Source organism: Dasania marina DSM 21967 (genome assembly GCF_000373485.1).
Classification (GTDB): Bacteria; Pseudomonadota; Gammaproteobacteria; order Pseudomonadales; family Dasaniaceae; genus Dasania; species Dasania marina.
Genome location: NZ_KB891576.1, coordinates 174,728 through 200,353 on the forward strand (window position 1 = coordinate 174,728; position 25,626 = coordinate 200,353).

At 46.8% G+C, this 25,626-nt stretch carries 18 protein-coding genes; 7 read left to right on the forward strand and 11 right to left on the reverse strand.

The features are described 5' to 3' along the window. Nucleotides 1–58: 58 nt before the first annotated feature. The 4 genes from B067_RS0105425 to B067_RS0105440 form a co-directional block, all read right to left on the reverse strand. On the reverse strand, nt 59–3,187 hold the full coding sequence (locus B067_RS0105425; RefSeq protein WP_019529051.1) for an efflux RND transporter permease subunit: 3,129 nt from the start codon (nt 3,185–3,187) through the stop codon (nt 59–61). Nucleotides 3,188–3,199: 12 nt separating this feature from the next. Then, nucleotides 3,200–4,108, reverse strand: coding sequence for an efflux RND transporter periplasmic adaptor subunit (locus B067_RS19720; protein ID WP_019529052.1), 909 nt, complete (start codon nt 4,106–4,108; stop codon nt 3,200–3,202). 29 nt (nt 4,109–4,137) lie between these two features. After that, on the reverse strand, nt 4,138–5,478 hold the full coding sequence (locus B067_RS0105435) for a TolC family protein (protein WP_019529053.1): 1,341 nt from the start codon (nt 5,476–5,478) through the stop codon (nt 4,138–4,140). 81 nt (nt 5,479–5,559) lie between these two features. After that, the gene (locus B067_RS0105440) at nt 5,560–5,976 is read right to left on the reverse strand and encodes a hypothetical protein (RefSeq protein WP_156820762.1); all 417 of its coding nucleotides are present in this window, start codon (nt 5,974–5,976) and stop codon (nt 5,560–5,562) included. Nucleotides 5,977–6,282: 306 nt separating this feature from the next. Between B067_RS0105440 and B067_RS0105445 the strand changes: the two genes are divergently transcribed. After that, nucleotides 6,283–6,987, forward strand: coding sequence for a DUF3334 family protein (locus B067_RS0105445; protein WP_019529055.1), 705 nt, complete (start codon nt 6,283–6,285; stop codon nt 6,985–6,987). Between the two features lie 67 nt (nt 6,988–7,054). Here the strand turns inward: B067_RS0105445 and B067_RS0105450 are convergent, their stop codons facing one another. The 3 genes from B067_RS0105450 to B067_RS0105460 form a co-directional block, all read right to left on the reverse strand. After that, nucleotides 7,055–8,398: a Na+/H+ antiporter NhaC family protein gene (locus B067_RS0105450; RefSeq protein ID WP_019529056.1), complete on the reverse strand. Its 1,344-nt coding sequence runs from the start codon at nt 8,396–8,398 to the stop codon at nt 7,055–7,057. 84 nt (nt 8,399–8,482) lie between these two features. Further along, the gene (locus tag B067_RS0105455) at nt 8,483–10,750 is read right to left on the reverse strand and encodes a TonB-dependent receptor (protein ID WP_019529057.1); all 2,268 of its coding nucleotides are present in this window, start codon (nt 10,748–10,750) and stop codon (nt 8,483–8,485) included. 205 nt (nt 10,751–10,955) lie between these two features. Beyond that, the gene (locus tag B067_RS0105460; protein WP_169335549.1) at nt 10,956–11,792 is read right to left on the reverse strand and encodes a helix-turn-helix transcriptional regulator; all 837 of its coding nucleotides are present in this window, start codon (nt 11,790–11,792) and stop codon (nt 10,956–10,958) included. A 470-nt stretch (nt 11,793–12,262) separates the two neighbouring features. Between B067_RS0105460 and B067_RS19725 the strand changes: the two genes are divergently transcribed. Then, nucleotides 12,263–13,597, forward strand: a complete 1,335-nt coding sequence (locus B067_RS19725) for an agmatine deiminase family protein (protein ID WP_019529059.1) — start codon at nt 12,263–12,265, stop codon at nt 13,595–13,597. A 131-nt stretch (nt 13,598–13,728) separates the two neighbouring features. On the opposite strand, the gene B067_RS0105470 is transcribed toward B067_RS19725, so the two are convergent. After that, nucleotides 13,729–13,944 carry a hypothetical protein gene (locus tag B067_RS0105470; protein WP_019529060.1) on the reverse strand — a complete coding sequence of 72 codons (216 nt, stop codon included), beginning with the start codon at nt 13,942–13,944 and terminating at the stop codon, nt 13,729–13,731. A 183-nt stretch (nt 13,945–14,127) separates the two neighbouring features. Further along, nucleotides 14,128–15,786, reverse strand: coding sequence for an HDOD domain-containing protein (locus B067_RS0105475; protein ID WP_019529061.1), 1,659 nt, complete (start codon nt 15,784–15,786; stop codon nt 14,128–14,130). 317 nt (nt 15,787–16,103) lie between these two features. Here B067_RS0105475 and moeA point away from each other — a divergent pair, with 317 nt between their 5' ends. Continuing rightward, nucleotides 16,104–17,336: a molybdopterin molybdotransferase MoeA gene (gene moeA / locus B067_RS0105480; RefSeq protein WP_019529062.1), complete on the forward strand. Its 1,233-nt coding sequence runs from the start codon at nt 16,104–16,106 to the stop codon at nt 17,334–17,336. A gap of 59 nt (nt 17,337–17,395) precedes the next feature. On the opposite strand, the gene nhaD is transcribed toward moeA, so the two are convergent. Further along, nucleotides 17,396–18,793, reverse strand: a complete 1,398-nt coding sequence (nhaD, locus tag B067_RS0105485) for a sodium:proton antiporter NhaD (protein WP_019529063.1) — start codon at nt 18,791–18,793, stop codon at nt 17,396–17,398. Between the two features lie 215 nt (nt 18,794–19,008). Between nhaD and B067_RS0105490 the strand changes: the two genes are divergently transcribed. From B067_RS0105490 to B067_RS0105500, 3 genes are all read left to right on the forward strand, one after another. After that, nucleotides 19,009–19,299 (forward strand): cupin domain-containing protein, encoded by a 291-nt coding sequence (locus tag B067_RS0105490; protein ID WP_019529064.1) that lies wholly within the window; start codon nt 19,009–19,011, stop codon nt 19,297–19,299. Nucleotides 19,300–19,362: 63 nt separating this feature from the next. Next, nucleotides 19,363–20,304, forward strand: a complete 942-nt coding sequence (locus B067_RS0105495; protein ID WP_019529065.1) for a carbohydrate binding domain-containing protein — start codon at nt 19,363–19,365, stop codon at nt 20,302–20,304. Between the two features lie 313 nt (nt 20,305–20,617). Further along, nucleotides 20,618–22,330, forward strand: coding sequence for an ABC transporter substrate binding protein (locus B067_RS0105500; RefSeq protein ID WP_019529067.1), 1,713 nt, complete (start codon nt 20,618–20,620; stop codon nt 22,328–22,330). A gap of 83 nt (nt 22,331–22,413) precedes the next feature. Here B067_RS0105500 and B067_RS0105505 read toward each other — a convergent pair whose 3' ends face one another. Continuing rightward, nucleotides 22,414–23,865 carry a protein adenylyltransferase SelO gene (locus B067_RS0105505; protein WP_019529068.1) on the reverse strand — a complete coding sequence of 484 codons (1,452 nt, stop codon included), beginning with the start codon at nt 23,863–23,865 and terminating at the stop codon, nt 22,414–22,416. Between the two features lie 284 nt (nt 23,866–24,149). Between B067_RS0105505 and B067_RS0105510 the strand changes: the two genes are divergently transcribed. Next, nucleotides 24,150–25,535, forward strand: coding sequence for an FAD-binding oxidoreductase (locus B067_RS0105510; RefSeq protein WP_019529069.1), 1,386 nt, complete (start codon nt 24,150–24,152; stop codon nt 25,533–25,535). Nucleotides 25,536–25,626: the final 91 nt, after the last annotated feature.

The window sequence follows — 25,626 nt, forward strand, 5'->3', positions numbered from 1 at the left end:
TTATGCCCCTGCTTTTTTTTGTCTGTTACTTATACGGTATTGAGTGTGATGTTTATGCTTACGTTACTGACTGCGGCATTTGCTTACCGCGGCCATGAGCCCAGCTATACAGCAGGGGCAACACAAACAAGGTTAACAAGGTGGAGGAAATTATTCCCCCTATCACCACGGTAGCCAAAGGCCGTTGCACCTCCGCACCGGTGCCAGTGTTTAACGCCATGGGCACAAAGCCTAAGCTGGCCACTAAGGCTGTCATTAATACCGGACGTAACCGCAGCAACGCGCCATCAATAATGGCTGAGCTTAAGTCACCACGCTGATGCCATAGTTCGCGTATAAACGACAGCATCACCAAACCGTTTAGCACTGCCACACCCGACAAGGCGATAAAGCCCACCCCTGCGGAAATGGATAGCGGCATACCCCGAAGCCACAAAGCAATGACGCCGCCGGTTAAGGCTAAAGGCACACCGGTAAAAATAATCGCAGCATCTTTAAACGAATTAAAAGCCATCACCAACAAGCCTAAAATGATTAGCAGCGTTACCGGCACCACTATAGCTAAACGCTGGCTGGCCGATTGCAGCTGCTCAAAACTGCCGCCGTAGTCCAACCAATAACCGGCGGGTAAATTCACCTCTTTATCTATACGTTGTTTTGCTTGCGCAACAAAAGAGCCTAAGTCTTGGCCGCTAACATTGCTGGTAACGACTACCCGACGCTTGCCATTCTCTCTGCTGATTTGATTGGGGGCCGGCGCTAATACCAAGCTCGCCACTTCCGACAAAGGCACATAGCCGCCGTTGGCCAAAGGCACAGGCAGTTGCTGTAAGGCGTTCACATTGAGTCGCAGCGGTTCGGATAAACGCACCACTAATTGAAAACGTCTGTCGCCTTCAAAAATTAAGCCCGCCGGTTCACCACCTATGGCCATGGCCACCAAGTCTTGCAGTTCCATCACACTCAAACCATAACGGGCAATGGCCAAGCGCTTAGGCAGCACCGATAACATAGGCAGGCCTGAGACTTGCTCCACTCTGGCATCTACCGCTGCAGGCATGCTTTGTAAAACTTGTAAAATTTGATCGGCCGATGCGCTTAGCTGCTCTAGGTCATCACCAAACACTTTAATACCTAAATCGGCGCGCACCCCAGAAATTAATTCGTTAAAACGCATTTCTATAGGCTGGGTAAACTCATAATTATTACCCGGTAATTGTTTAACCGCGTCCGCTATGGCCAATCGCAATTCTTCCTGTGGCAGCTCGGGATTTGGCCAAGCACTGCGCGGTTTGAGCATGACAAAGGTATCGGCGACATTGGGCGGCATGGGATCAGTGGCCACCTCTGGCGTGCCAATTTTAGAGAACACCAGTTCCACTTCTGCAAACGCTAAAATTTCTTGCTCCAATAATTTTTGCATAGCCACCGACTGCTGCAAACCTGTGCCGGGTATACGCATGGCATGCAAGGCGATATCCCCTTCGTTAAGCTGCGGCACAAATTCAGAGCCCATGCGGCTGGCCAAGCCTGCTGACAGCAACAGTAATACCAGCGCCGCTGCCAATACCGGCCAACGATGCTGCATGGCCATTTGCAAAGCCGGTTGATAGCAAGACTTAGCCGCGCTAATCACCACACTTTCTTTTTCGCTAACCTTGCCGTTCATAAAAATAGCCACGGCAGCGGGTACCAAGGTTAAGGAAAAAACCAAGGCTGCTAATAAAGCCATTACCACGGTAGCCGCCATAGGCTGAAACATTTTTCCCTCCACCCCGGTTAAGGTGAATAGCGGTATGTACACCACGGTAATAATTAACACACCAAATAAACTGGGGCGTATCACTTCGTTGCTGGCATCAAACACTAACTGCAAACGCTCATTTAAGGGCAGCACACCGGGTTTGTCGCGCTGCGCCTGTGCTAAACGCCGAGTTGCGTTTTCAACAATAATCACCGCGCTGTCAACGATTAAACCAAAGTCCAACGCCCCTAAGCTCATTAGGTTAGCTGATACCCCCGCTTGCACCATGCCGGTAATGGTCGCCAACATAGCCAAGGGGATAACCGCTGCAGTTATTAACGCAGCGCGCATATTGCCCAGTAAAATAAACAACACGGCAATAACTAGCAGCGCGCCTTCTATCAGATTTTTTTTAACCGTGGCTATGGCCTTATCAACCAAACGGGTGCGATCGTATACCGCTTCAACGTGAATACCCTCGGGTAGTGTTTGCTGCACTTGCTGTAAGCGCGCCGCCACTGCTGCAGCCACCGCCCGCGAGTTTTCACCCACTAACATCATGGCCGTGCCCAATACTGTTTCGCGGCCATCGCGAGTGGCCGCCCCGGTGCGTAACTCTTTGCCTATAGCCACTTCAGCAATGTCGGCAATTTTTATAGGCACGCCATTAATAGACTTCACCACCACCTGTTCTATATCGTCGATACTTTGCAGCTGCCCCGGTGAACGCACTAATAATTGCTGGCCGTTATTTTCTATATAGCCAGCGCCGCGATTACTATTATTGTTACGCAACGCGGTGCTGATATCCGCCATGGCGATGCCAAATGTGAGCATGCTTTGCAGCTTAGGGGTGATGTGGTACTGCTTATCAAAACCGCCTATGGTGTTGATCTCGGTAACACCGGGCACCAAGGCTAATTGCGGCTTGATTATCCAATCCTGAATTTCCCGCAAGGCCGTTGCATCATAGGCTGCACCATTGGCTTGCTTAGCACCCGGCGTGGCCGCAACGGTGTAGGAAAATATTTCCCCCAAGCCGGTAGCTATCGGCCCCATGCTAGGCTCTATGCCCGGCGGCAAACTGCTTTTAATTACCGCCAAGCGCTCATTAATCAGGCTGCGGGCAAAATATAAATCGGTGCCTTCATTAAATACCACAGTCACTTGCGATAAACCGTAGCGCGATAAAGAGCGGGTATACGATAACTGCGGTATGCCAGCCAAAGCCGTTTCTACCGGATAGGTAATGCGCTGCTCTGACTCCAAGGGTGAGTAACCCGCTGCTTGAGTATTAATTTGTACCTGCACATTAGTAATGTCAGGCACGGCATCAATCGCTAAGTGTTGATAACTCCAAACCCCTGTGCCCAATAGCACAAAGATGAAAGACATCATTAACCAGCGACGCTCTATAGAAAGGCGTAATAGTGCTTCAATCATGAGATAACTCGCTTAGTGTTGGTGCTCGGCGCCAGACTTTTGCAAGTCGGCTTTGATGAGATAACTGTTGGCGATGACATAGTCTTCGCCGATGTTTAGCCCTGCTAACACTTCATTGTAGTGCTCATCGGCACGCCCCAAGGTAACGGGCCTAGCTTTATAGCTATCACCCTCTTTAACAAAAACCACAGGCCTGCCCTCCAGCTGCTGTATCGCACTGTTGGCCACCACTAGGGGCACGGCTTCTCGCAATATGCTGACCTTGGCCTCTAGCAACATACCCGGCGTCCACTCACCGTTACGGTTATCGATGGGTACTCTGGCCAGTACAAAAGCCGAGCCTGTATCATTGGGGATTAAGTGTTTTATCACTGATAGTGCTTGGTTATTTTTCGCGTTCATATTCGCGTTCAAGCTTACCTGCTGACCTACCGCTATGGATTGTAGTTGGCTGGGGAATACCTGTAGCTCGGCCCATAAACAATCAAAGTTGGCGACGGTAAACAGGGTCTGGTCTGCCGTACTCTCACCGACGGTGGCATGCCTATCAGTGACCATGCCGCTAAGTGGTGCCGTTAGGGCGTAGCGCCTGAGGCTTTCATTCGACTCTACCTCGGCTAACACATCACCCTTGCTCACCACATCGCCAATGTTGGCTTTCGCCGTGGCAATGGTGCCGGGAAAACGCGCCCGTATATGGCTAATTAAATCGGCATCAGCCACCACCTTACCGTAAACACTTAACGTTTGGTGAATGTCACCGGGGCCAGCGCTAGCGGTTTTTATCCCTGACTTTGCGGCGATTTGCGGGCTGATGACTACCCCCTCATCGTGGTGATCATCACCGCTGGCGACGGCAAAAAAAATATTGAAGCTCAGCGCTATGGCCAACAACAATTGCGATAAATCGATTGCTGGCATCGTTATAAATCGTTTTGTAATACATGCGTTCATGGTTGTTTTTCCGTGAGTTCTGGCCCGGCCGAAGTAGTGGCTGATAAATAGTGGCTGGCGGTTAAAGGCTGGGCGGTGAGCTGCTCTATATCTGCGCCGTAACGCAATGCCGTGCTAGCGGCGGCAATTAAGCGGCGCTGGGCGGTGAGTAACTCTTGTTGCGCACTGACATAATCGATGTAGCCATAACGCCCGCGCTGATAGGCTTGTTGGGTTTCTTGCAGGGCAGCTTGTAAGGCGGGCACTATGTCTTTGCGCAGGTCACCGGCAATATGTATGGCTTGCTGACGCTGGTTAAATGCAGCAAACAACTGGGTGCGCAGCTTAAGCAGAGCAGCCGTTTTGCGGGCCGCCACGGCCTGGCTGGCGGCGGTTGCTGAACTCAGCGCGGCGCTGCTGCGGCTGCCAGCAAACAAGGGCACCGTAAACCCCGCCACCACCGCGGTATCATCACTGGCTTGCATATGTTTAATACCCAGCGACCAGTTAATGTCGGCGCTAGCTGCAGTTTTCGCCAGCGTTAGCTCGGCTTCTTTTAAACGCTGCTCGGCGGTGTATACCTGTATCGCGGGGTTGCTAGCGAGGCGACTAAACAAGGCCTCAAAACTGGCGTCCTCACCAAAGCTGTATAAGTCCCCCGTTACGGTATCGAAGCCTGCCTCGTTGGCACCCCACAGCGCGGCCAGCGCGATTTTTAGATAGCGCAGCTGCTGTTGCTGGGCATAGACACTCAAATGCGCCTGCGCAGCGGCGGCCTCGGCGCGCCTTAACTCAGCCTTAGGGCTGGCACCCGCCTGAGTACGCTTGCGCACTTCATTAACCGTCTCTTTGGCTAGGCGCTCGGCGCTATTAGCTAGGGCTAGTTGCTGCTGCGCGGACAGCACGGCTATATAACGACGCGTCACCTCGCCGAGCAAGCTTAGCGACTGTAGCTCTCGCTGGGTGTCAAAGTGGCTGCGGCTGCGCTGAGCTACTGCAATACGTGCATCGCGCTTGCCACCTAGCTCTAGGGTGGAAGACAGTGATACGGTGATATCGGCCTGGTCAAAGCCATTAAACTCACCGGAGCCGGCAACGTTCTCTAGCTCTATCCCCAGCGCATAGGCTGGCCTGAGTCTAGCACTGGCCAGCTGACTATTAAGTACCTGCGCTTTAAATTGAAAACTTTGCAAATCCGGGTTGGCAGCCAGCGCCTGCTGTATGGCCATGGTTAGGCTTAGGCTACTACTGCCAGCCTGCACGCTGCCGCTAGCTAGCAGGGCCAGTAATAAGCCCGTAAAAATAGCTTTGATTCCGCATGGGCTAAGGCCCACAAATGCGGCGAATAATCGAAACATGGTGTAATCCTGCTGTTATCGAATGATATTGATAAACCACTGCAACCAGGGCAGCGATCCATAACAGTACTATGGCGAGGATTAAACTCTGGGAGGGCGAAACAAGCTGCTAGGGTGACTGCTGGCGACACTGTGGTGATAATCCACAAACCGGGCCTCAGCAAAAGAAAAGTTGGCGTTGTAAATACTATTAGCCAATAGCTTAGCCAGCTGGCCGTGACAGTGGCAGCAATGTTGGCAATCTAACAGGCTGACTGATGGGGGGGATTGTTTGTCTTGAATGTCGTGATTACTGTCGTAAGGCGTGTCGTTAAAAGTGTCGTGTAGGCTTTCGTGAAGTGAATCCTGCGGTGTATAGCCTGGCGACGCAGAATCTAGCTCGCCTTGGGTTTCATGGTGGACTCTGTCGGACTGATGTACCTGATGGGCATCGGCAGCCGCCAACACAGATTGCAATGCAATCCATATCACCAGTATGTAGTACACAAGGCTCTTCATTACGCCGTCCGTCATTACGCCCTCATACACCTGTCCGTTTGCATTGCTATGTCCATCTGGCTAGCTATAGCCGGTAATGTAAGTAGAAGCGCCCTACACATAGAACTATGCCTATTATTACCGCCGAACACTCTAGCAACAGCCTATAGAGGCTGTCAACCAACATGGCAGCATGTCTGTAATGCAAGCAGTACCGCTTACGCTAAAGATGGTCAAATTAGATATTTACAACTATAGTGGTCGGTCTAAATCATTATTTTTTAACGTATTCCTTGCGACATTACACGCTAATAAGAAGGTAAACAGATGGCTGTAAAGAAACCCAAAGCAAATAAATCTAAGCGCATTACCACTGAGGGCATATTGCTTAAGCTGTGTCATTCCGTGACTTCCGTCTTAGGAGCGGCTACTGGTAAATCGGTGAAGCACTCTGCCATGGTGCAGAAAATTCAAAAAACCAGCCTGCGTCCAGATTTGGGCTGTTTCGTGTTATTTGATGGTAGCTTTTCAGGCTTGGTGATTATCAACTTTTCCAGCAAAGCCGCTATAGAGTTATACCGCGACTATATGATTAATATGGGCATGCCCGCCGAAGAGCTAGCCAACTCCCACACCGCTGACGAAGTGGGCGACGTGATGGGTGAGTTGATGAACCAGATTGTAGGTAATTTCACCAATAAGGTAGGCAAAGAGCTACAAACGGTGATTAATCAAAACCAACCTAAAATGATGGCGATTAATAAAAGCCTCTCCATGTCTATAGACACCAATATGGATCTCGCTCAATCGCGCCGCGTGTCTTTTAGCACTAATCAAAACAATGTGTTTTTCTTAGAATTGGCTATGGATAAAACCGAGTTTATCGAGCTAGAAGACTTCGAAGTTGAAGCTGACAGCTGCCCCGATGATATTATCAATCAAGAGGCTAATAAGCGCGCCTTAGCCAAACAAGCTGCAGCCCACGCCATCGCCCAAGACAGTGATGATTTAATCGACTCTCTAGGCATTTAAAAAACACCACCGCAATAACAAAAAACGGGCATTAAGCCCGTTTTTTTATGCCTGTTATTTTTAGCCGCTATAAAGCCACAACAATAAATGCCACGCACGCTAATGCTGCCGCTAACAATACATAGGGTAATTGCGTTAAGGCATGGGCCATGACACTGCAACCACTGCCATGGGCAGACAGTACGGTAGAGTCACCATAGAAGCAGGCGTGGCTACCAAATACACTAGCCGATATTAATGCACCTATAACCAAGGGCATATTGGCATCCACACTAATCGCCAAAGGCATGATTATGGGTGTGGCTACAGCAAAAATCCCCCAAAAAGAACCGGTAGCAAAAGCGATTAAAGCCATGCTAATAAAGGTCACTACCGGCAACCAGTTGGCTGTCATTAAGGGCTTCATGGTTTCGATAACGTACACGGTTAAGCCCAACTGATCGTTAACGTCTTTCAACATGAAGCCGGCTACCACTGTCGCCAACGGCAACAGCATAGATTTAAAACCGTCTAATAAAGTATCAAAGGTATCCGCAAGGGATAAAAGCTTTTGGCCAAAGGTTAAAACAACCGTCACCGCCAAAGCCAATATAACGCCTTTTAAAATATCGATATCCAAATACCAAGTAAAAAATATCAATGTACAAATAGGAATAATAAAATTGAGTAACACGCCGCGGCCGCTATAGCCGTCAGCTTTATCATCGCCAACCATAGTGTCGTCTACGACTGGCTTATCACGCATATTAAATTCAGCCGTTTTCATCGCACCCAATAAAGGGATTTTTTTGAGAATCACCAAGGGCACTAAAACCACCGCAAACCACGCATAAAACATATAGGGTATTGCTTGTAGATACAGTACAAAACCTTCACCGGTTTCTATATTTAAGCTCTCTTCCAGCACCGCCGAAAAATAAACCGCCCAGGTGGATAAAGGAATCAACACGCAAATAGGCGCGGCGGTAGAATCCACCACATAGGCCAACATCTCCCTGGAGACACGGTATTTGTCGGTGACTTTTTTCATGGAGGAACTAATGGTTAGGGTATTTAAATAATCATCTATAAAAATAGCCAAACCTAATAGCCAGGCCATTAGCAATGCAGCCGTGCCACTTTTGATGCGGGTGGCCACCATTTTTCCAAACTCTACAGCACCACCAATTTTAACCAGCAAACCAATTAACGAACCCATAAGGCCGCAAACAAGAATGACCCAGCCTATGGTTTCATCGGCCATTACCGACAGCATAATGCCGGTAAGGTTGGTCATTACATCGCTAGGCTCTAGCATTAATAAGCCTATTATTACCCCTCCCAATAAAGGCTCAACGGTACGCTTAGACCATATCGCAAAAACCAACACCATTAAGGTGGGTAGTAAACTGGCTATACCTAAATCTGTCATAGCAATCTTTTAACTCTAGGAATTTTTTACACAAAAAAGCCTGGAGGTAAGATCATTACACTCCAGGCAAACGTCAGTGACTATTTAAAAACGTAATGAAAGGTCTACACCATAAGTTCTGGGGTAACTAGGCGTGGTTAGCACCGCACCTAAACCTTGCAGATCGTTTATATATTGCGTGTACTCTTTATCCGCTATGTTTTTCACCCATAACGAAGCTGACCAACCACTCTCTTCTGCGTCTAAGCTTACACGCGCATTAAACAAGGTGTAGCCATCTATTTTAGAAATTTTACTATTATCAATTTCTGCATAGTGATGAGCACGCGTGGTGAAGTCCAACTGCACAGAGCCCATTAAACCATCAGCTACGGTATTGCTATAACGGATTAAACCATTACCGCTAACCTCAGGAGCATAGGGCATATGCTGGCCATCACGCCCTGGCGCCACATCAAAAGGCTCAGTAGCAATAGCTTTTTGTTTAGTCTCCAGGTAAACCCCACCTAGTTTTACATCGATATGATCCGAAGGAGCCCACCAAACATCAGTTTCAAAACCTTTAATGGTTGCATCCGAAGCATTTTCATTAATCAATAGCGTTGCTAAGTCACCACCGCCAATGGTCATGGCAAGAATCACGTCGTCATAGTCATAATAAAAAAGCGAACCATTCCAGCGCAAACTACCGTCTAGCAAATCCGATTTAATACCAATCTCATAAGCCGTTAAGGTTTCTTCATCATAGGGCTGTTCAAGTATCGCTTGCTCGGTAATATCGCCTATATAACCACCGCTCTTAAAGCTATCGGCAATACTGGCATACACCATAGTGGTGTCGTTAAGGTCATAGTTTAAACCTACGCGATAAGACGATTCTTTAAAATCGACCTCATCATCAATAAAGGCATAAACTAAATCTGAGGTTAGTAAAGGTGCTGGCACGAAATCACCGTTAGCATCTGGACCTACACCAGGCTCATTATTAAAGGTGCCACCCACAAACTTACGAGTTTCATCGGTATAACGTAAACCCAGTACTGCCGTTAAGGCATCAGTTAAGGCATATTCGTTGTGCCAAAATATAGCCGCAGAATCCGTCTCTAATTCATAGCTATGGTTTTGACGGAAGCCGCCGTAAATTTCGGTTAAATCGGTTTCGGTTCTAGGGGTGTCTAGGGTATCCGTCGATAGAAATAAGCCTAGTGTTGAGTTCCAACCGTCGCCACTATCATAGGATAAACGCAATTCTTCAGTCAGTTGATCAAACTCGGTTTCATAACCCACATCTACTGAGCGGAACGGTGAACCATCGGCGTCTTCCTGCGACTTTCTATCTACCGTGTTATATCCGGTAATAGACGTTAGGCTGAAATCACCCATGTCATAGTTAATCGATACCGAAGCACCAAACACATCGATTTCATCGCGGTTTACTATGCCGGCATTGGTAGTATAGGGATCGTTATCGTCTATCGTAACCGCGGCGGTGTCGGGGTCATAATAACAATCAGTAGAATTGCTTAACTTACCTGCGGCTATAGGAGCACAAACATTCCAAGAGCCGTCACCGGCAAAAGTGGGGTAACTATTATACTGACCAGCATCAGACTCTTCACTACCACCCATCATCGAAGCGTGTACCGTTAACTTTTCATTAACATCCCATAATATTTGTGCACGAACAGCGTATTTTTCAACATCGCCTATCTCGCCATGTACGCTATGCTTGTAAGGGCCACCACTTTGATTAACGGTATTCACCGACAAGCGACCGGAAATATCATCACTTAGCGGACCGCTGACAAAGCCTTCTGCAGTATAGGCATCATAGTTGGCCACGCCAAAATCGATACCCGCTTCAAATTCTTGCGTGGGTTTATTAGAGAAAAAGTTAACCGCACCACCAGTGGAGTTACGACCATATAAGGTACCCTGAGGGCCTTTTAACACTTCAACTCTATTAACATCAAACAGCGCGAAGTTAAGCAAGGTAGAATTACCGTAATAAATATCATCCACATGTATCGCTATAGGCGAGCTTTGTACGGCGGTAAAATCATTTAAGCCTACACCACGTAAAGTAAAGTTGGGGATAGCATTACTAGACGCGTAAGAAACAATTAAGCCTGGGGTTTGAAACTGAACATCAGCGGCCGATTTAAAACCTAGGTTTTTTAAATCCTCGCCGCCTATAGAGGTAATAGCAATAGGCACTTCTTGCACGCTTTGCTCACGTTTTTGCGCTGTAACAACGACCTCCTCCAAGGCAGCCGAACATATCTGACCTGCCCCCACAACAGCTGTTAACGCTATAATTTTGTTGAGTTTTTTCTTATTAAATAGTTTCATTAAATCCTCACATTTTTATTATTCAACGCCTTTACTCTAGCGGTAAATGGCATGACTTATTGCTCATGGTTACTTTGCAAACGCACAACTCCATCCGCACACGAATGACATATTGCATGGACTATCCAGAATAAAAAACCCCTCATATGAGGGTATATTTTTTATGTCCTCCGTAACTAGCCTATGCAGGATAAAATATTGGCTATTAATGGCTAATTTTGGCGCTATGCCATAGCAGCGACAAAGGATCGCAATCTTCACCCCTATCAGCGAATTCCAAAGACTTAAAAAACAAATGATAGATTTCAGAATGCGAACACACATTTAGCTTGTTATATATCGTCTTTCTATATGAGCGCTCAGTCTCTGTGGATATACCCATTTCTCTGGCAGCCGATTTTGAGGAACTGCCTCTAAGCATACAGTTAACGGCATCTTTCTCGCGTTTACTCAACACCGAGCGGCCAAAGTTTTCAAACGCTTTGTTGAGGTAATCACAAAACTTATATTCATCGTTGGCCAACTTTTCCCAGTTCTTAGCTACCAAAGAGATAATGATGGATTCTATAGACTTTAAGGCCATTTTTTCTAAACGGCTAAATGGCGGTAACTTTCGTGTTCTAGCAAGAGAAACCACGATGGCAACGCCTGCACCGAATTGTTTCAAATAAAAAACCTGATCGATCAAACCGCTGTAACAGTAATATTTTTGGTGATATTCACTATCAAAGAAGCCTTCTGGAGCCGCGTCGTTAATATGAAAAAATCCATTGGCGTTATTTTTATAGCTTTGGTATAGGGGGCTTAGTATAAAAGCCCCCTTTAGGTATCTGTCGTAAAAGGCATCTTTGTATTCATCGTCCAACTGATCGTGCAATATTTTTGGTGTGGGGCCTACGCCATAGGCCATAATAACCGCACTATCAAAATCACTAATGGCTTTAATACTGTTAAGAAAAGACGCTGCAAAGTCTGACCGCTGCAACACATTAATTAACTGCGAAACGCTCTCCTGCCATTCAAAGCCACTGCCATTAATCATAACGGCCACCATAAGCTAAATACCATAGTCATATCACGTCCCCACGTTGCTATCGTTATTGTTATAGCGCCAATGCCAATTATTATTTTATCTTTGTATTTTCATACTTATAAAACGTGGTTTTATTATGCTCTTATAATTATCACAACCATTAAAACCCAAGCATAACCTCTGCATATAACTGTAACAGCCTAAACTATTGCACAGCCCACACCGCATAAGAATAGCCCGATGGGGTAGGTTACAACCCTGTATAGATACAATATTTTCTTACTGTTTTTCTATTTACGCCCTAATAAAATTCGCCGCTAAAACTGTTTTTAAAACAGTTAAAACAGTTAAAACAGTTAAAACAGTTAAAACAGTTAAAACTAAGCTATACCGCTATCACCCGCGAATGTGGGTATTTATCAAAAAATAATCGTTATTTAATAGCTGCCCCAATAACAATTAAAATAAGGTAACAATCTATGTTAAATAAATCCCGTACGTTGTTGGCTGGCTTAGCTATAGCCGCTGCAACCTTAACCTTCGCCTCTACGCTGCATGCAGAAATTAGAATGCCAGCAGAGTTTGAACCACAAAAAGCTTTATGGGTCGCCTGGCCAAGTTATACCTACGTCAACGGTTTTAGCACCACAGTACCGGTATTAAACATCATTGCTGCCGCACAAGCCCATACCACTGTGGTAGTACAGGTGATAAAAACTAGTGACATCAGTAACATCAGAACGCAGATTATTAACCGCGGTATACCGCTGGATAATATCGAGTTTATGGCCGCCAAGCGCGACGATATGTGGCTGCGGGATATGGGCCCAGTATTTCGCTATAACGGCACCAAAAAAGAGATGGTGGACTTTCAGTTTACCGGCTGGGGTGCTTATGGCTTATACGAACCTTACAGCCAAACCGAAGGCAACCTAGACAAACTACTAGCCGGCAAGCTGGGCTTGGATATACAAAGCTCATGGCTAGTTCATGAAGGCGGCAATCACGAGTTTAACGGCCAAGGTACTATGATGCTGACTTGGGCGGTTGAGGACCAACGTAACCCTGAAGGCCAATCCGAACTCAAGCACTACATCTACGGCGAAGATAACAGCGTTAATGGCACTAAAAGAGCCATCATCGAAGATGAATTTAAGCGTGTATTTAACGTGAAAAAAGTCCTCTGGTTGGAGCAAGGATTGGTAGAAGATCCCTTCGCCTTTACTAGCATACCCGGCCCGCAGCCCGGCACTAAGGCCTATACCTTTGGCACCGGTGGCCATGTTGACGAGTACGCGCGCTTTGTAGGCCCCAACACCATAGCGTTGGCAGAGATTACCGATGAGCAAGTAGCCCACGACACTAGCGGCATAGCCGCCTTGTCACAGCAACGCTTAGAGGCAAACTTTCAGGTGCTAAAAAAAGCCCGCGACCAAGATGGTAACCTCTTCACCATCGTGCGTATGCCACATACCGATATGTCCTATGAACTGACTAATCGCAGCGATACCATGAACGAATGGCTTTCTGAGTTTCTGTTTGATGATACCTTGGACTCACTGCCCAACTCGGTTTATATCGCCGCCGCAAGCAGCTATATGAACTTTGTTATTGCCAATGGTGTGATTATCGTGCCGCAATACTACCAAGCCGGTGGCGACTTAGGCGTGCAACAGCGCGACCAACAGGCTATTAGCGTATTGCAATCGGTGTTCCCTAATCGCAGCGTGGTGGGTGTTAACCCCTATGCGATTAACTTAGGTGGTGGTGGTATGCACTGCATCACAGCCCATGAGCCTGCTGACTTAGAATAATACCAGAATAAAATCAGTCCCCTCTGTTCATTGTTCAGCAGCGAGTCGCTGGGCAATGAACTTTTTAACGCAGATAATTGAAGGAAGAAAAAAGAAGAGATGACTATAGCTAGTCGTTATGACAGTAAGTGTTAACGTCTTTTTTTGAACAGGCCCAGTTGACTGGATTCAATTTGAATTTTTTTAGTGATGTAATCAACCGTCACATCCCAATATCCCATACGATTGAGCACTACCCCTTCAACCACACCCAAGTTTTTCCCCAGTTCCAAAAAGTGAGGGCTTTTAGGCTTAAGGGTAACTTTATCGCCCACCTTAATTTTCGGTTGATGTAAAGCGATAGGCACGTTGCGAGCTCCGTATTGTTTTTTGAATTAGCAATCATAAAAGCACCCAAGGAAAATAAACAGGAACAGTTATGGGTCTGATCGTTTTTAAACTATTTCCCCTGATATAAGTACTGCGCCATTGCCGTCCACTCTTAGCATTATATAGATCAAAAAAACACGATGACGCTACAACTTTTATCGCTACTGTGCAGATAATGCCCTACCCGCTTGTTTAATAACACGCGAAAAGTCAGCAAAGTGCTGCTCCGTCAGTTCCAGCTCTTCGCCGGCCATATCGGCATATACCAAAGCCACCACACGTAGGCCGCTTTTGATAGGTGCCATCACAAAGCGCTTTTGTTCAGCGATTAAGGCTTTTACCGGCTTGCTTAACAGCTTATCTAAGCCGGTGGTTTTGTCGGGAGACACCCATACGGGGCCGGAGCTACGAGAACAATAGCGGAAAATTGAATCCTGAGATTCACTGATTGAAAGTTCCAAATCTTGGGTCCAGTGTTCAATATGACTACCGGCTAAATAAGCGAGTTTGATTTCTTCCTTTTTATTCACCTTAATAAAAACCGCCACCCGCTCTAGGCCTATGGCGTCGTAGATACCGTCGGCGATAATTTTGCACACACTGGCCACTGGTTTTTGCCCTTCGGCCGCTGCCCACAACTCTTCGATCAATTCCATTTGTCTAACAGCACTGGCTGGCCTTAGCACCTGTTTCTGCTCTAGTACTTTTTCTTGTAGCTTATTTTTCGCGGTAGTTTTTTGTGTACTACTAGGCTGCGCAGTTGTTGCTATGCCTGCTTGTGCAGCATTGTCTACATGGCTATTGGAGCGCAGTAACAATGATTCAATATCACGCAATGTTTTTTCTGTAGCCTCTATATCATCGACGGGCTCCATCGCCTCTATGTCGACAGCATGCTGCGCAGGCATTAAATCGCTCCCTATGCTAGGCCCATACTCCTTCGCCATCGCCATAGCTTCGTCGGCACCTTTGCGCAACAAGTCCATACCGCTACTAATATCTAAAGAAAAATCTTTGGTGATTTTATTTAAAGCGCTAGTCAATAGCTTAGAATCCCAGCCTGCCTCTATACCACTGCTCATCATATTGCCCAGGTTGATCGCTTTCACCTCTGGGCTATGTTTAGCAGGGTTAAAACTATCGGATAGGGTTTCGCTCAGCGACCAGCTATCGGCCAAGGCCTTAGACATATCGATAAAAGACATACCCGTTAATTGCTGCGCCGCCACAGAGGCACTGCCGTGATTTTTTTGTAATAGCTTTTTGTATTCTAGACTTTCAGCTATGGGGCTAGCCCAAAAAACCAATTCCCCCAGATTTTGCAATAAACCGGCAATAAAAACATCTTCACTGCGACAACTTTTCATTTGCTGGGCAATATTTCTAGCATGCACCGCCGTATGAAAACTCTGCGCCAAACACAGCAGTAAACGCTTTTGTTTATTGGGTTTTTTGATAATGCTGTCGATTAATGCAATAGATATGCAAATACAGCGTATGCCATTAAAGCCTATACGCACTATCGCTTGGCGCAGCGCACTGTCTTGGTCGCTGGCCTTCAACGGCAGGCGCATGGCTGAGCCGGGTTTATACTCTACGCTATTAGCGATTTTTAACACCTGCGAGGTTAACGCTGCATCTTTTAAGATAATCTCGGCTAAACCGCTGGCGCTGGTATTGGCATTACCAATTAGTGAGGTAATTTCACTGCTCACCGAGGCCAAAGCCCGCATTTCAGTTTTTTGCAGTATGTCTAGCCACGGGGCGCTATCTATGTCGCTGTCCGTGTCCTTGGATTTACGATCTACAACTTTGCTCATTAGGGTTTTATCTGCCGCTAGTCATGGGGTCAATGTCATTTTGTAGCTCAAATTCCTAAAAAAACAGCTTATTACTAAGAATTTGAACCGAAATTTTAGCTACCACTATGGAATAAAGATAGGCAGTACTTATACTGATATGGACTAAGAAATGCAAAAAACATCTACCCCAGTGAAGTGCGCATTATTTAATCAGCTCATGGGTTTAGGCTATAAATAACTTGCTAATTAGCGCTAGTTTTTTATAGGCTCTGCGGGCTGTATACGCTTACAGCATTCAAGCTTAGCCTAATAACACTCTATAAAGGTAAAACCCCATGGACTCTTGTGCAAGTAACGGCCTTATGCCCTTAGAGGCAGCCCAGCAATTACTGCAAGAGGCAGTCACTGCTCTCAACAGCACTGAAAACATACTCTTAGAGCAGGCGCTGGATAGAGTGTTGGCCTGCGACCTACAGGCGGGCTTTAATGTACCCGGCTATGACAACTCGGCTATGGACGGCTATGCCTTACGCGCAGGCGACCTAGCCCAGCAACAAAACCTAAGCTTGATAGGCAAGGCTATGGCCGGCCGGCCTTTTGCTGGCAAAGTAAGCCAAGGCCAATGCGTGCGCATTATGACTGGCGCCGCCATACCCGATGGTGCCGATTGCGTGATTATGCAAGAGCGCTGCAGCGCCGAAGGCGAGCAAATCCGCTTTCATGAACGCGCTGAGGTGCATAACAATATCCGTTTTGCAGGGGAAGATATTACCGCTGGCAGCTGCATACTGCAGCAGGGCAAACGCCTAAGCCCCGTAGATATAGGTTTAATCGCCTCGGTGGGCGTGGCTGAGGTTAAGGTTTATCGCCGACTTAAAGTTGCGCTATTTTCTACCGGTGATGAGCTACAACTGCCGGGTACGGCGCTGGCCAAGGGCTGTATTTATGACAGCAATCGCTATGTGGTGGCAGCCATGCTGGCGCGGCTGGGTGCGGATGTACTGAACTTGGGAGTTATCCCCGATGACCCTGCAAGGCTGGAGCAAGTATTTATAGAGGCCGCTGCCAGCTGTGATGCCATCGTCAGCTCAGGGGGTGTATCGGTGGGGGAAGCTGATTACACCAAAGACATATTAAACAAAATCGGCCAGGTCAATTTTTGGAAGATAGCCATCAAACCCGGTAAACCCTTTGCCTTTGGCAGCATAGGCAAGGCGTTATTTTTTGGCCTACCGGGCAACCCCGTAGCCGCTACCGTCACCTTTCACCAGCTAGTTACCCCTACACTCAGGGCACTAGCCGGCGAGCAAAACCTGACCAGCCTGTCACTGCCAGCACGCACTCAAATAGCCTTGAGAAAGCAGCCCGGACGGACCGATTTTCAGCGCGGCATAGTAAGCCGTGACGGCAACGGCGGGCTGATCGTCAATGATACTGGCGAGCAAGGCTCAGGCATTTTATCCTCAGTTAGCAAGGCCAACTGCTATATCAAGATCCCCCGTGAGTCAGGTAATATCGCCGCAGGGGAAACAGTAGAAACTATCCCTTTCGATAAATGGCTAGCGTAGGGCTTTAACGTATGTAGCGTTGAAAAGGGGCTGCGCGCTATCAGCCCTGTATTAAGCTATCAACCCTGTATTAATAAATGCACATAAATACTACCGGCATAGCCCAAAGCAATGGCCGGCAACCATTTTAAATGACCGAAAAAGGTGTAATAACCTCTGGCTTGGCCCATTAGCGCCACCCCAGCAGCAGAGCCAATAGAGAGTAAACTACCCCCTACGCCAGCTGTTAAGGTCACTAGTAGCCACTGCGTCTGCGACATATCTGGCTGCATGGTTAGCACCGCAAACATCACCGGAATATTATCCACCACCGCCGATAACAAACCTACGACAATATTGGCCATGGTAGGCCCTAGCTCGCCATACATAGCAACCGAAGCCAGCTCTAAATAACCGATAAAGCCCAAGCCACCTACCACCATAATCACCCCGTAAAAGAAAAACAGGGTATCCCATTCGGCATGGGCCACCCGCTCAAAAATATCAAAGGGCTTTTCTGGTCTGTCGGTAGGTATGCTGGATTGCGGGGCATCATGGCCCGCTTTGCGTAAATAAAATCCGTAAAACTTCAAATAAGCCAAACCGGTCATCATGCCAAACACCGGCGGCAGATGTAAAAACTGATGAAAGCTCACTGCCGTACAAATTGTAGCAATAAACAACCCGACTATAGCTAAGCCACCTGGCTTAATGCTGGCCTTCTGGCCATTATTGGCCGGTGGCAGGCCGGTGGGTATAGCAAAGCTCATAATGAAGGCGGGGATTAGAAAATTAACCGCTGCGGGTATGAATAATTGGAAAAAAGTGAAAAACTCAATAATGCCTTTTTGCCATACCATTAGCGTAGTAATGTCACCGAAGGGGCTAAAAGCACCACCGGCATTGGCAGCTACGACGATGTTAATACAGCTGATATTAATAAACTGTTTATGGCCTTGCCCTACCGTCATCACCACCGCACACATAATCAAGGCAGTAGTGAGGTTGTCGGCAATCGGCGAAATGAAAAAGGCCAGGATACCGGTAAACCAAAACAAGCCCTTATAAGTAAAACCATTTTCAATTAACCAATCCCTTAGCGCATCAAAAACACCGCGCTCTATTATAGAATTGATATAGGTCATCGCCACTAACAAAAAGAAGAACAGCTCGGCGTATTCTAAAAAATTATGCCGTATAGCATGCTCTACTGCTAAAGAAGAGTGATCACGGTAAGCAATAGCAATCAGTGCCCATATTAAACCAGCCGCTAACAGCACCGGCTTGGATTTTCGCAAATGTAGCTTTTCTTCCAATATCACAAAAACATAGGCCGTTACAAAAATAGCCAATGACACTAAGCCTACCCAATGCCCCGTTAAATCTATCGCCTCATTACTGGCCATAGTCTGAGTACTGCTGGCAACAGCAGGCATGGCAAGCAACAACAAAGTGATAACTTTGACTAGGATATACATAGCGTCCTCTTATATAAGGTTAATATGCCATTAACTCTTAACACCGCAATACGATTAAAACTGTATTTTGTATCACTACTAGCGTCAATCTGACAAGCAGATATTGTAACACTTAGATAAAAAAACTCGCTATCTTAAATAAGCGCCAAGCATGGACGCAACAATCTTATCGTACTACCATGCCTACCCCATCTATCACTATATAGAGTTCTTACATGTGTACTAAACATACTGCTGCCAAAGGCCTATTACAAATTGAAAATGAGCGCGTTATTGTTACCGAGTGGTGCTTTCCACCCAATGGTGAAACCGGCTGGCATAAACATGCCTACGACTATGTGGTGATTCCGGAGCAAGACGGACAATTGAAAATTGTTACCGAACAAGGCGAAAGCATAGCGCAATTAACGGCCGGGCAATCCTATTACCGGCCCGCCGGCATAGAGCACAATGTTATTAATGCTAACGACTATGATTTTGCTTTTGTAGAGGTTGAGCTTAAGTAAAATGCAACGGCGGCTAGCACAAGTACTTAAACCGTATAACACCTTACAGGCATATACGGATTGATGATTGCCCTCTATAAATCAAGAGCGACGATAAGCCTTATACTACTCAGCCTCCTATTATTGCTATACATCGCTAGCCCGCAGGGTATAGAGCCACGCTCTATACACCAACTCTGGAATTTAGGTCATCTCGCTTTATTTTTTAGCATTAGCGCAGTCATACTACTGGAACGCCGCCAACAACATAGCGACTTGCGCTCAGAAGCCATAGAGGCTCTGCTATACCCACTGCTTTTTGGTTTACTCATAGAGCTCATTCAACCCTTATTTGCCAGAACCGCAGACATATCAGACCTGGCAAAAAACGGCATAGGCTCGCTACTGGCTTTTTGCTGGCTCTCACGCCACCTAGCCCAGCCAAAGCCTCGCAGCCTACTGCTTAAAATATTTAGCCTACTGGTTTTTTTATTTATGCTAAAACCTTACATGCTTAGCCGCTATGATGAGCACTTGGCTAAGCAAAGCTTCCCATTACTCAGCGACGTTAGCAGCCATAGCGAACTGGCGCGCTTTCAGCCTATAGGTATACACACGCAAATTAATTTAGCTAAGCAGGCAGCCCATTTACCCTCGCCAGCCTTAGCGATACAAATCAATAATAAAGAACGATACAGTGGCGTCAGTTTAGCGCACCTCCCCGGCGACTGGCGGGGCTATCAGCAACTCAAGCTAAGCCTTTATTTGGACGGTGGCCACACCCAGCAACTCACCCTGCGCATACATGACCGCTTACACCCCAAAGGGGGGAATGAGTATAACGATAGATTTAATCAAAAAATCACACTAAGCCCAGGCTGGAATCACCTCAGCATCAACTTAGCCGAGGTAGCGCAGGCGCCAGTACAGCGCGCTATGGATATGGCCAATATTGTTGACCTCAGCCTATTTATGATAGAGGCCACGCCACAAACACTGTGGCTGGACGACATCTACTTGCAGTAATGCCTCCTGCTAGACCAGCCCAGCGCTTAGTGAGGCTTATAAGCCATAAATATGGCGTATCTCAGTGTCGGTTTAGGCCTTTTTATCAGTAACACGCGCCAGACTAACAAGCCCATAATAATTTACGCCTTTCCATATAGCCCAAAAACGCTAATAATGATGAACAAACAACTAACAATAAACCTTGTCGGCAATGCTTTATCTGCAACTACGCCATTAATACCCGGACAACCCTAGTAACACCGTCTAAAACTGGCATTTGAAGTATTAATACCCATAATTAATAAGCCCTAACCATTAAGCAACTGCGCCTATGCCCTATCCGTGTCTTACTTTATTGCTGTTACTCTTAATCACTAGCGCTAACCTTGTACAGGCCTCTAGCAAAGTATTACTGCTTAACTCCTACCACCCGCAATACACATGGACAGAAGAATTGACTCACGGTGTTAGAAATGCACTAGCCAAGGATATAGCGCAGGAAAATATCTATATAGAATATATGGATAAGCGCCGCTATATCGATGACCCTGTATATAATCAAAAACTCATCGACTTATTGCAATATAAATTCTCTAAAAACATCCCTGACATTATTATTGCCAGCGATGATGCCGCCTACCGGTTTATGCTGCAATACGGTGACACTCTATTCCCCAACATCCCTATAGTATTTTGTGGTGTTAATGTTTTCGACCCTAGTGATTTATCCAACAATCCCAACATCACTGGTATAGCCGAAGGTATGGATATAGAAGGTAATCTAAATCTCATCACGCAAGTACAACCTAAGGTAAAAAAAATAATACTAATAGGCGACACTACCGGCCTAGGTTTAAGAATGGTTGGCGCTGCTGAAAAAATAAAAGCCTTATGGCAAAAAAAATCCAGCAAAAAACATATTGAAATAACCATACTTGATGATTTTTCACTGCCAGAGCTGTACAACACGCTAGGCCAACTACCCAAAGACACTGCCGTTTTATTAATGGCCATACACAAAGACAGGCTGGGCGCCTATTTTTCTTTTCAGGAAGACCTGCCGAAACTCTCTGCCAGCAGCAGCGTGCCAGTCTATGGCATGTGGGGGTCGCTAATGATAAATAACGGTGCCATAGGCGGCATGATGAATGACCCTTATCAGCATGGCAGTAACGCGGCAAAAATGGCCCTACGTATACTCGCGGGCACAGCGGTAAAAGACATCACCGTAAAAGAAAGTGCTCTCTACCAACCTAAATTTGATTTTTTACAGCTACAACGCTTTCACATCAACGAAAAACAGCTGCCACCTAACAGCAAAATATATAATAAACCCGACAGCTTTTACCTAAAAAATAAAAGCTTGATCGATAGCAGTATCGCTATTTTTATATTTTTATCCTTTATTATCGCCCTGTTATATCGAAATATACTACAGCGCAAAAATGCTCAAAATAAGCTATACCAATTTAATATAGATTTGGAGAACACCGTAAGAGAGCGAACTCTAGAATTAGAAAAGAGTAACGAGGAACTACAAAAAGCCTCTGCCTTGATGAGCTCATTCGCTCACACCGACAGTTTAACCAGCTTAAGTAATAGGCGATCGGCGAATCAAGAGATACCCACCTATATGAAACGCCACTCTATTAGCCAGCAGGGTTTTGTATTGGGCATAGTTGATATAGATCACTTTAAAAAAATAAATGATAACTACGGCCACCAAATCGGCGATGATATTTTAATAGCGCTGGCACAAACCTTAAACAGCAGCCTAAGGCCTAATGACAGGGTTTATCGTTGGGGTGGCGAGGAGTTTATTATTGCCTTGCCGGAAACGTCCATGCATGAAGCAACCGCAATATGCCAAAGGTTAAGCAAAAACATTGCCGCAATCAGCGTCGATAATATTAGCAATATAACCGTGAGTATAGGCATCACCTCATTACAGAAACACGATAGCTACGACTCCATCATACACCGGGCCGACACCGCCTTATACCAAGCCAAAGAAAACGGCAGAGACCAAATTGTGACTGGGTGATATATTCACCTTATCAAACAACTTCTTTTCGTCAGCAAAACCCTGCTTAGCTATCTCATCACGTCATTGATGAGATAGCTAACTTAGGTTCCACAAAAGGTCTGGTAGCCCTGATCAAAACCGCTATCATCCGATTGGTAGTGAGCGCTCTGCTCCGTTTCTTCATAGGGATGACGTAATACCGCAAGAAAATCCAAGGCCGTAGTGGCCTCACCGCTCTCTTCACAAGCCGCTAGCACCGCTTCAACATGATGGTTTCTGGGAATCACCACCGGATTAGATTTGCGCATAGCAGCTTGCAGCTCTTGGGCGCTGGTTGTTTGCGTGGCTACTCGCTGCTGCCACTGTTGGTAACAGGGCCCTAAATCGGCGGCGATAGTAGCTTGCACTTTGGTGTCGGTAAGCGATTTAGTTAGGCTATCAAACGTCTTCGTATAATCTAGCTTCAACTCAGCCATCCTAGCTAAAAATAACGCTATCAGCGCGTCATCGCCCTGCTGTAAATTTTGCAGCCCCAGCTTATCGGCCATCATGCGGCTATAAGCCTGCTGAAAACGCTCGGGGAAATCAGTAATTAAACCCTGCATTTGTGCCAGCACCTCTTTATCTTCGGGGTGTAGCACCAACAGGCTTTCGGCAAACCGCGCCATATTCCAATTAACAATATTAGGCTGATTACCAAAGGCATAACGCCCGTTACGGTCTATAGAGCTGTACACGGTTTGTGGGTCGTAAGCACCCATCATGGCGCAGGGGCCATAATCTATAGTATCGCCGGAGATGGCGGTATTATCGGTATTCATTACGCCATGAATAAAACCCACCCGCATCCATGCAACTACTAGCTGTATTTGTTTTTCTATGACTTTATCTACCAAGGCAACGGAGTGGTTAGCTGCCTGCTGCTTTATCTCTGGGAAGTGCCTAGCTATAGCATAATCACGTAGCGCGGTTAGCGATTCCACATCACCTTTAGAGGCAAAGAACTGAAAACTACCCACACGTATATGGCTGGATGCGACTCTAGTCACTACCGCCCCCGGGCTGGCTTGCTGCCGGTAAACCGTCTCACCGGTAGTGACTACCGCCAAGCATTCCGTAGTAGGCACGCCCAAGGCCTTCATAGACTCGCTCATAATAAATTCGCGTACTGCCGGGCCTATGGCACAGCGGCCATCGCCAGCTCTGGAATAGGCGCTCACCCCAGAACCTTTCAACTGCAAATCCCAGCGTTTGCCGTCATCATCTAACAGCTCACCTAATAGATGGGCACGGCCATCGCCTAGCTGAGGATTAAAACTGCCAAACTGATGGCCTGCATAGGCTGTTGCAATAGGCTCTGCCCCCGCCAGCAATTGATTGCCCGAGAAGTATTGCGCTAAGGACTCGGCGTCTTGCTGCAACTCTTGCGGAATATTCAATTGATTGGCTAGGCGCGTGTTCCATAATAAAAGCTTAGGCGAGCGCACAGCCGTTGGTTGCGATTTATCATAAAAACGCTCACCCAGGCCCACATAGGTATTTGAAAACTTCATAACGCTTTAACCTCTACAACTGCCAATCTTAAACAGGCGCTCTTATTACAAGAACTTTTATACGAGTACTCTTATATATACGAGCACTCTACAGCCTCATCGTAAAGACATCCACAACAGCCTGCAGTTGCTATAACAGCTGGATAATAGGCACAAAGGTGATGATGTTTTGTAATGAACTGATCGACATTAATCACTATCTGAGAACGATGAATCTCATTAAGCTACCGAGTTATGAGCCTCCCTATAGCCCAGAATCCACAGACACAAACAAGGCCAACAACATGACAGATCTCATAAGCCAATTACGCAACATAGTCGGCGATAAAGGCCTGCTACTCGGTGATGATATTAGCAGCCGCAGCGCCGGCTTTTGGCAAGGTGGAGCCTTACAGGCTAAGGCCTTGCTGCGGCCGCAAACCACGCAGCAAGTGGCTGAAGTGCTGCAGCTATGCCGACAGCACCAACAAACTGTGGTTACCCAAGGAGGCTGCACCAGCCTAGTCGACAGCCATCACTCCAGTGCCGACAACATAGTGCTCTCCACCGAGCGCATGAACGCCATAGAATCTATAGACATAGCCAACCGCACCGTCACCGTGCAAGCAGGGCTGATACTGGAGCAATTGCAACAGGCGGTGAGCGAACAGCAGCTGAGCTTCCCAGTAGATTTTGGCGCCAGAGGCTCCTGCACCCTAGGCGGCATGATGGCCACCAATGCCGGCGGTAATAGCGTGCTGCGCTATGGCATGATGCGCGAGCAGGTACTGGGCATAGAGGCGGTATTAATGGACGGTACTGTTATCTCATCCATGACCCCCTACTTAAAAAACAACACCGGCTATGACCTTAAGCAGCTGTTTATAGGCAGCGAAGGCACCCTAGGGGTGATTACTCGTGCAGTATTACGCCTGCGGCCGCAGCCCTTGAGCAGCCAAACCTCCTTAGTCGCTACCGATGACTTTACCCAAGTTTCACAACTACTCAGCTATTTAGACCAGCAATTTAACGGCGGCCTAAGTGCCTACGAGGTTATGTGGCAGGACTTTTACGCCCTCAATACTGGTGAGCACTCTCACAATAAGCCGCCTATGCCTGCCGATTACAACTACTACGTATTACTAGAATACCAAGGTAATAACCCTGCTAGCGATGCGCAACATTTTGAAAATATATTGGGTGAGGCCTTTGAGGCGGAATTAATAGTGGATGCGGTTATCGCCAAATCCGATGCCGAACGCATTGCCCTATGGGAGATACGCGATGACGCTGAAACCGAAAAAGCTAAATTTGGCTGTTTCCTGCACACCTTTGATGTCAGCCTAGCCATAGGCGATATGCCGCTATTAATAAAGCAATTGCATAAGCAGCTAGAGCAAGCGTTTCAACACTATGAGCTGTTGGTATTCGGCCACCTCGCCGATGGCAACTTACACTTGTGTATTTGGGAAGACGGCATGCAGCGCAAAAGTGAGGTGGAAAATATCGTTTACCAAGAAATCGCAAAACTGCAGGGCTCCATCTCTGCGGAACACGGCATAGGTTTAGAAAAACGAGATCACCTACACCACTCCCGCAGCCCTGCAGAGATAGCGCTAATGTGGACAGTGAAAAACGCCCTAGACCCACAGCACTTACTTAACCCCGGTAAAACACTACCCAAGCAATAAGTAGTAAAGTGACGCAGTGACAAACCACAAACTGCGCGCATAAAATTGCATAGCACTACAGAAAACCACATAAAACTACAGAGCACTACGC

Coding starts and splice junctions, on each gene's coding strand:
- B067_RS0105500 (WP_019529067.1), top strand. CDS start 20,618: ATGCCCTATCCGTGTCTTACTTTATTGCTGTTACTCTTAATCACTAGC.
- B067_RS0105510 (WP_019529069.1), top strand. CDS start 24,150: ATGACAGATCTCATAAGCCAATTACGCAACATAGTCGGCGATAAAGGC.
- B067_RS0105495 (WP_019529065.1), top strand. CDS start 19,363: ATGATTGCCCTCTATAAATCAAGAGCGACGATAAGCCTTATACTACTC.
- B067_RS0105475 (WP_019529061.1), bottom strand. CDS start 15,786: ATGAGCAAAGTTGTAGATCGTAAATCCAAGGACACGGACAGCGACATA.
- B067_RS0105505 (WP_019529068.1), bottom strand. CDS start 23,865: ATGAAGTTTTCAAATACCTATGTGGGCCTGGGTGAGCGTTTTTATGAT.
- B067_RS0105450 (WP_019529056.1), bottom strand. CDS start 8,398: ATGACAGATTTAGGTATAGCCAGTTTACTACCCACCTTAATGGTGTTG.
- B067_RS19720 (WP_019529052.1), bottom strand. CDS start 4,108: ATGCCAGCAATCGATTTATCGCAATTGTTGTTGGCCATAGCGCTGAGC.
- B067_RS0105460 (WP_169335549.1), bottom strand. CDS start 11,792: ATGATTAATGGCAGTGGCTTTGAATGGCAGGAGAGCGTTTCGCAGTTA.
- B067_RS0105435 (WP_019529053.1), bottom strand. CDS start 5,478: ATGTTTCGATTATTCGCCGCATTTGTGGGCCTTAGCCCATGCGGAATC.
- B067_RS0105425 (WP_019529051.1), bottom strand. CDS start 3,187: ATGATTGAAGCACTATTACGCCTTTCTATAGAGCGTCGCTGGTTAATG.
- nhaD (WP_019529063.1), bottom strand. CDS start 18,793: ATGTATATCCTAGTCAAAGTTATCACTTTGTTGTTGCTTGCCATGCCT.
- B067_RS0105490 (WP_019529064.1), top strand. CDS start 19,009: ATGTGTACTAAACATACTGCTGCCAAAGGCCTATTACAAATTGAAAAT.
- B067_RS0105445 (WP_019529055.1), top strand. CDS start 6,283: ATGGCTGTAAAGAAACCCAAAGCAAATAAATCTAAGCGCATTACCACT.
- B067_RS0105455 (WP_019529057.1), bottom strand. CDS start 10,750: ATGAAACTATTTAATAAGAAAAAACTCAACAAAATTATAGCGTTAACA.
- B067_RS19725 (WP_019529059.1), top strand. CDS start 12,263: ATGTTAAATAAATCCCGTACGTTGTTGGCTGGCTTAGCTATAGCCGCT.
- B067_RS0105440 (WP_156820762.1), bottom strand. CDS start 5,976: ATGAAGAGCCTTGTGTACTACATACTGGTGATATGGATTGCATTGCAA.
- moeA (WP_019529062.1), top strand. CDS start 16,104: ATGGACTCTTGTGCAAGTAACGGCCTTATGCCCTTAGAGGCAGCCCAG.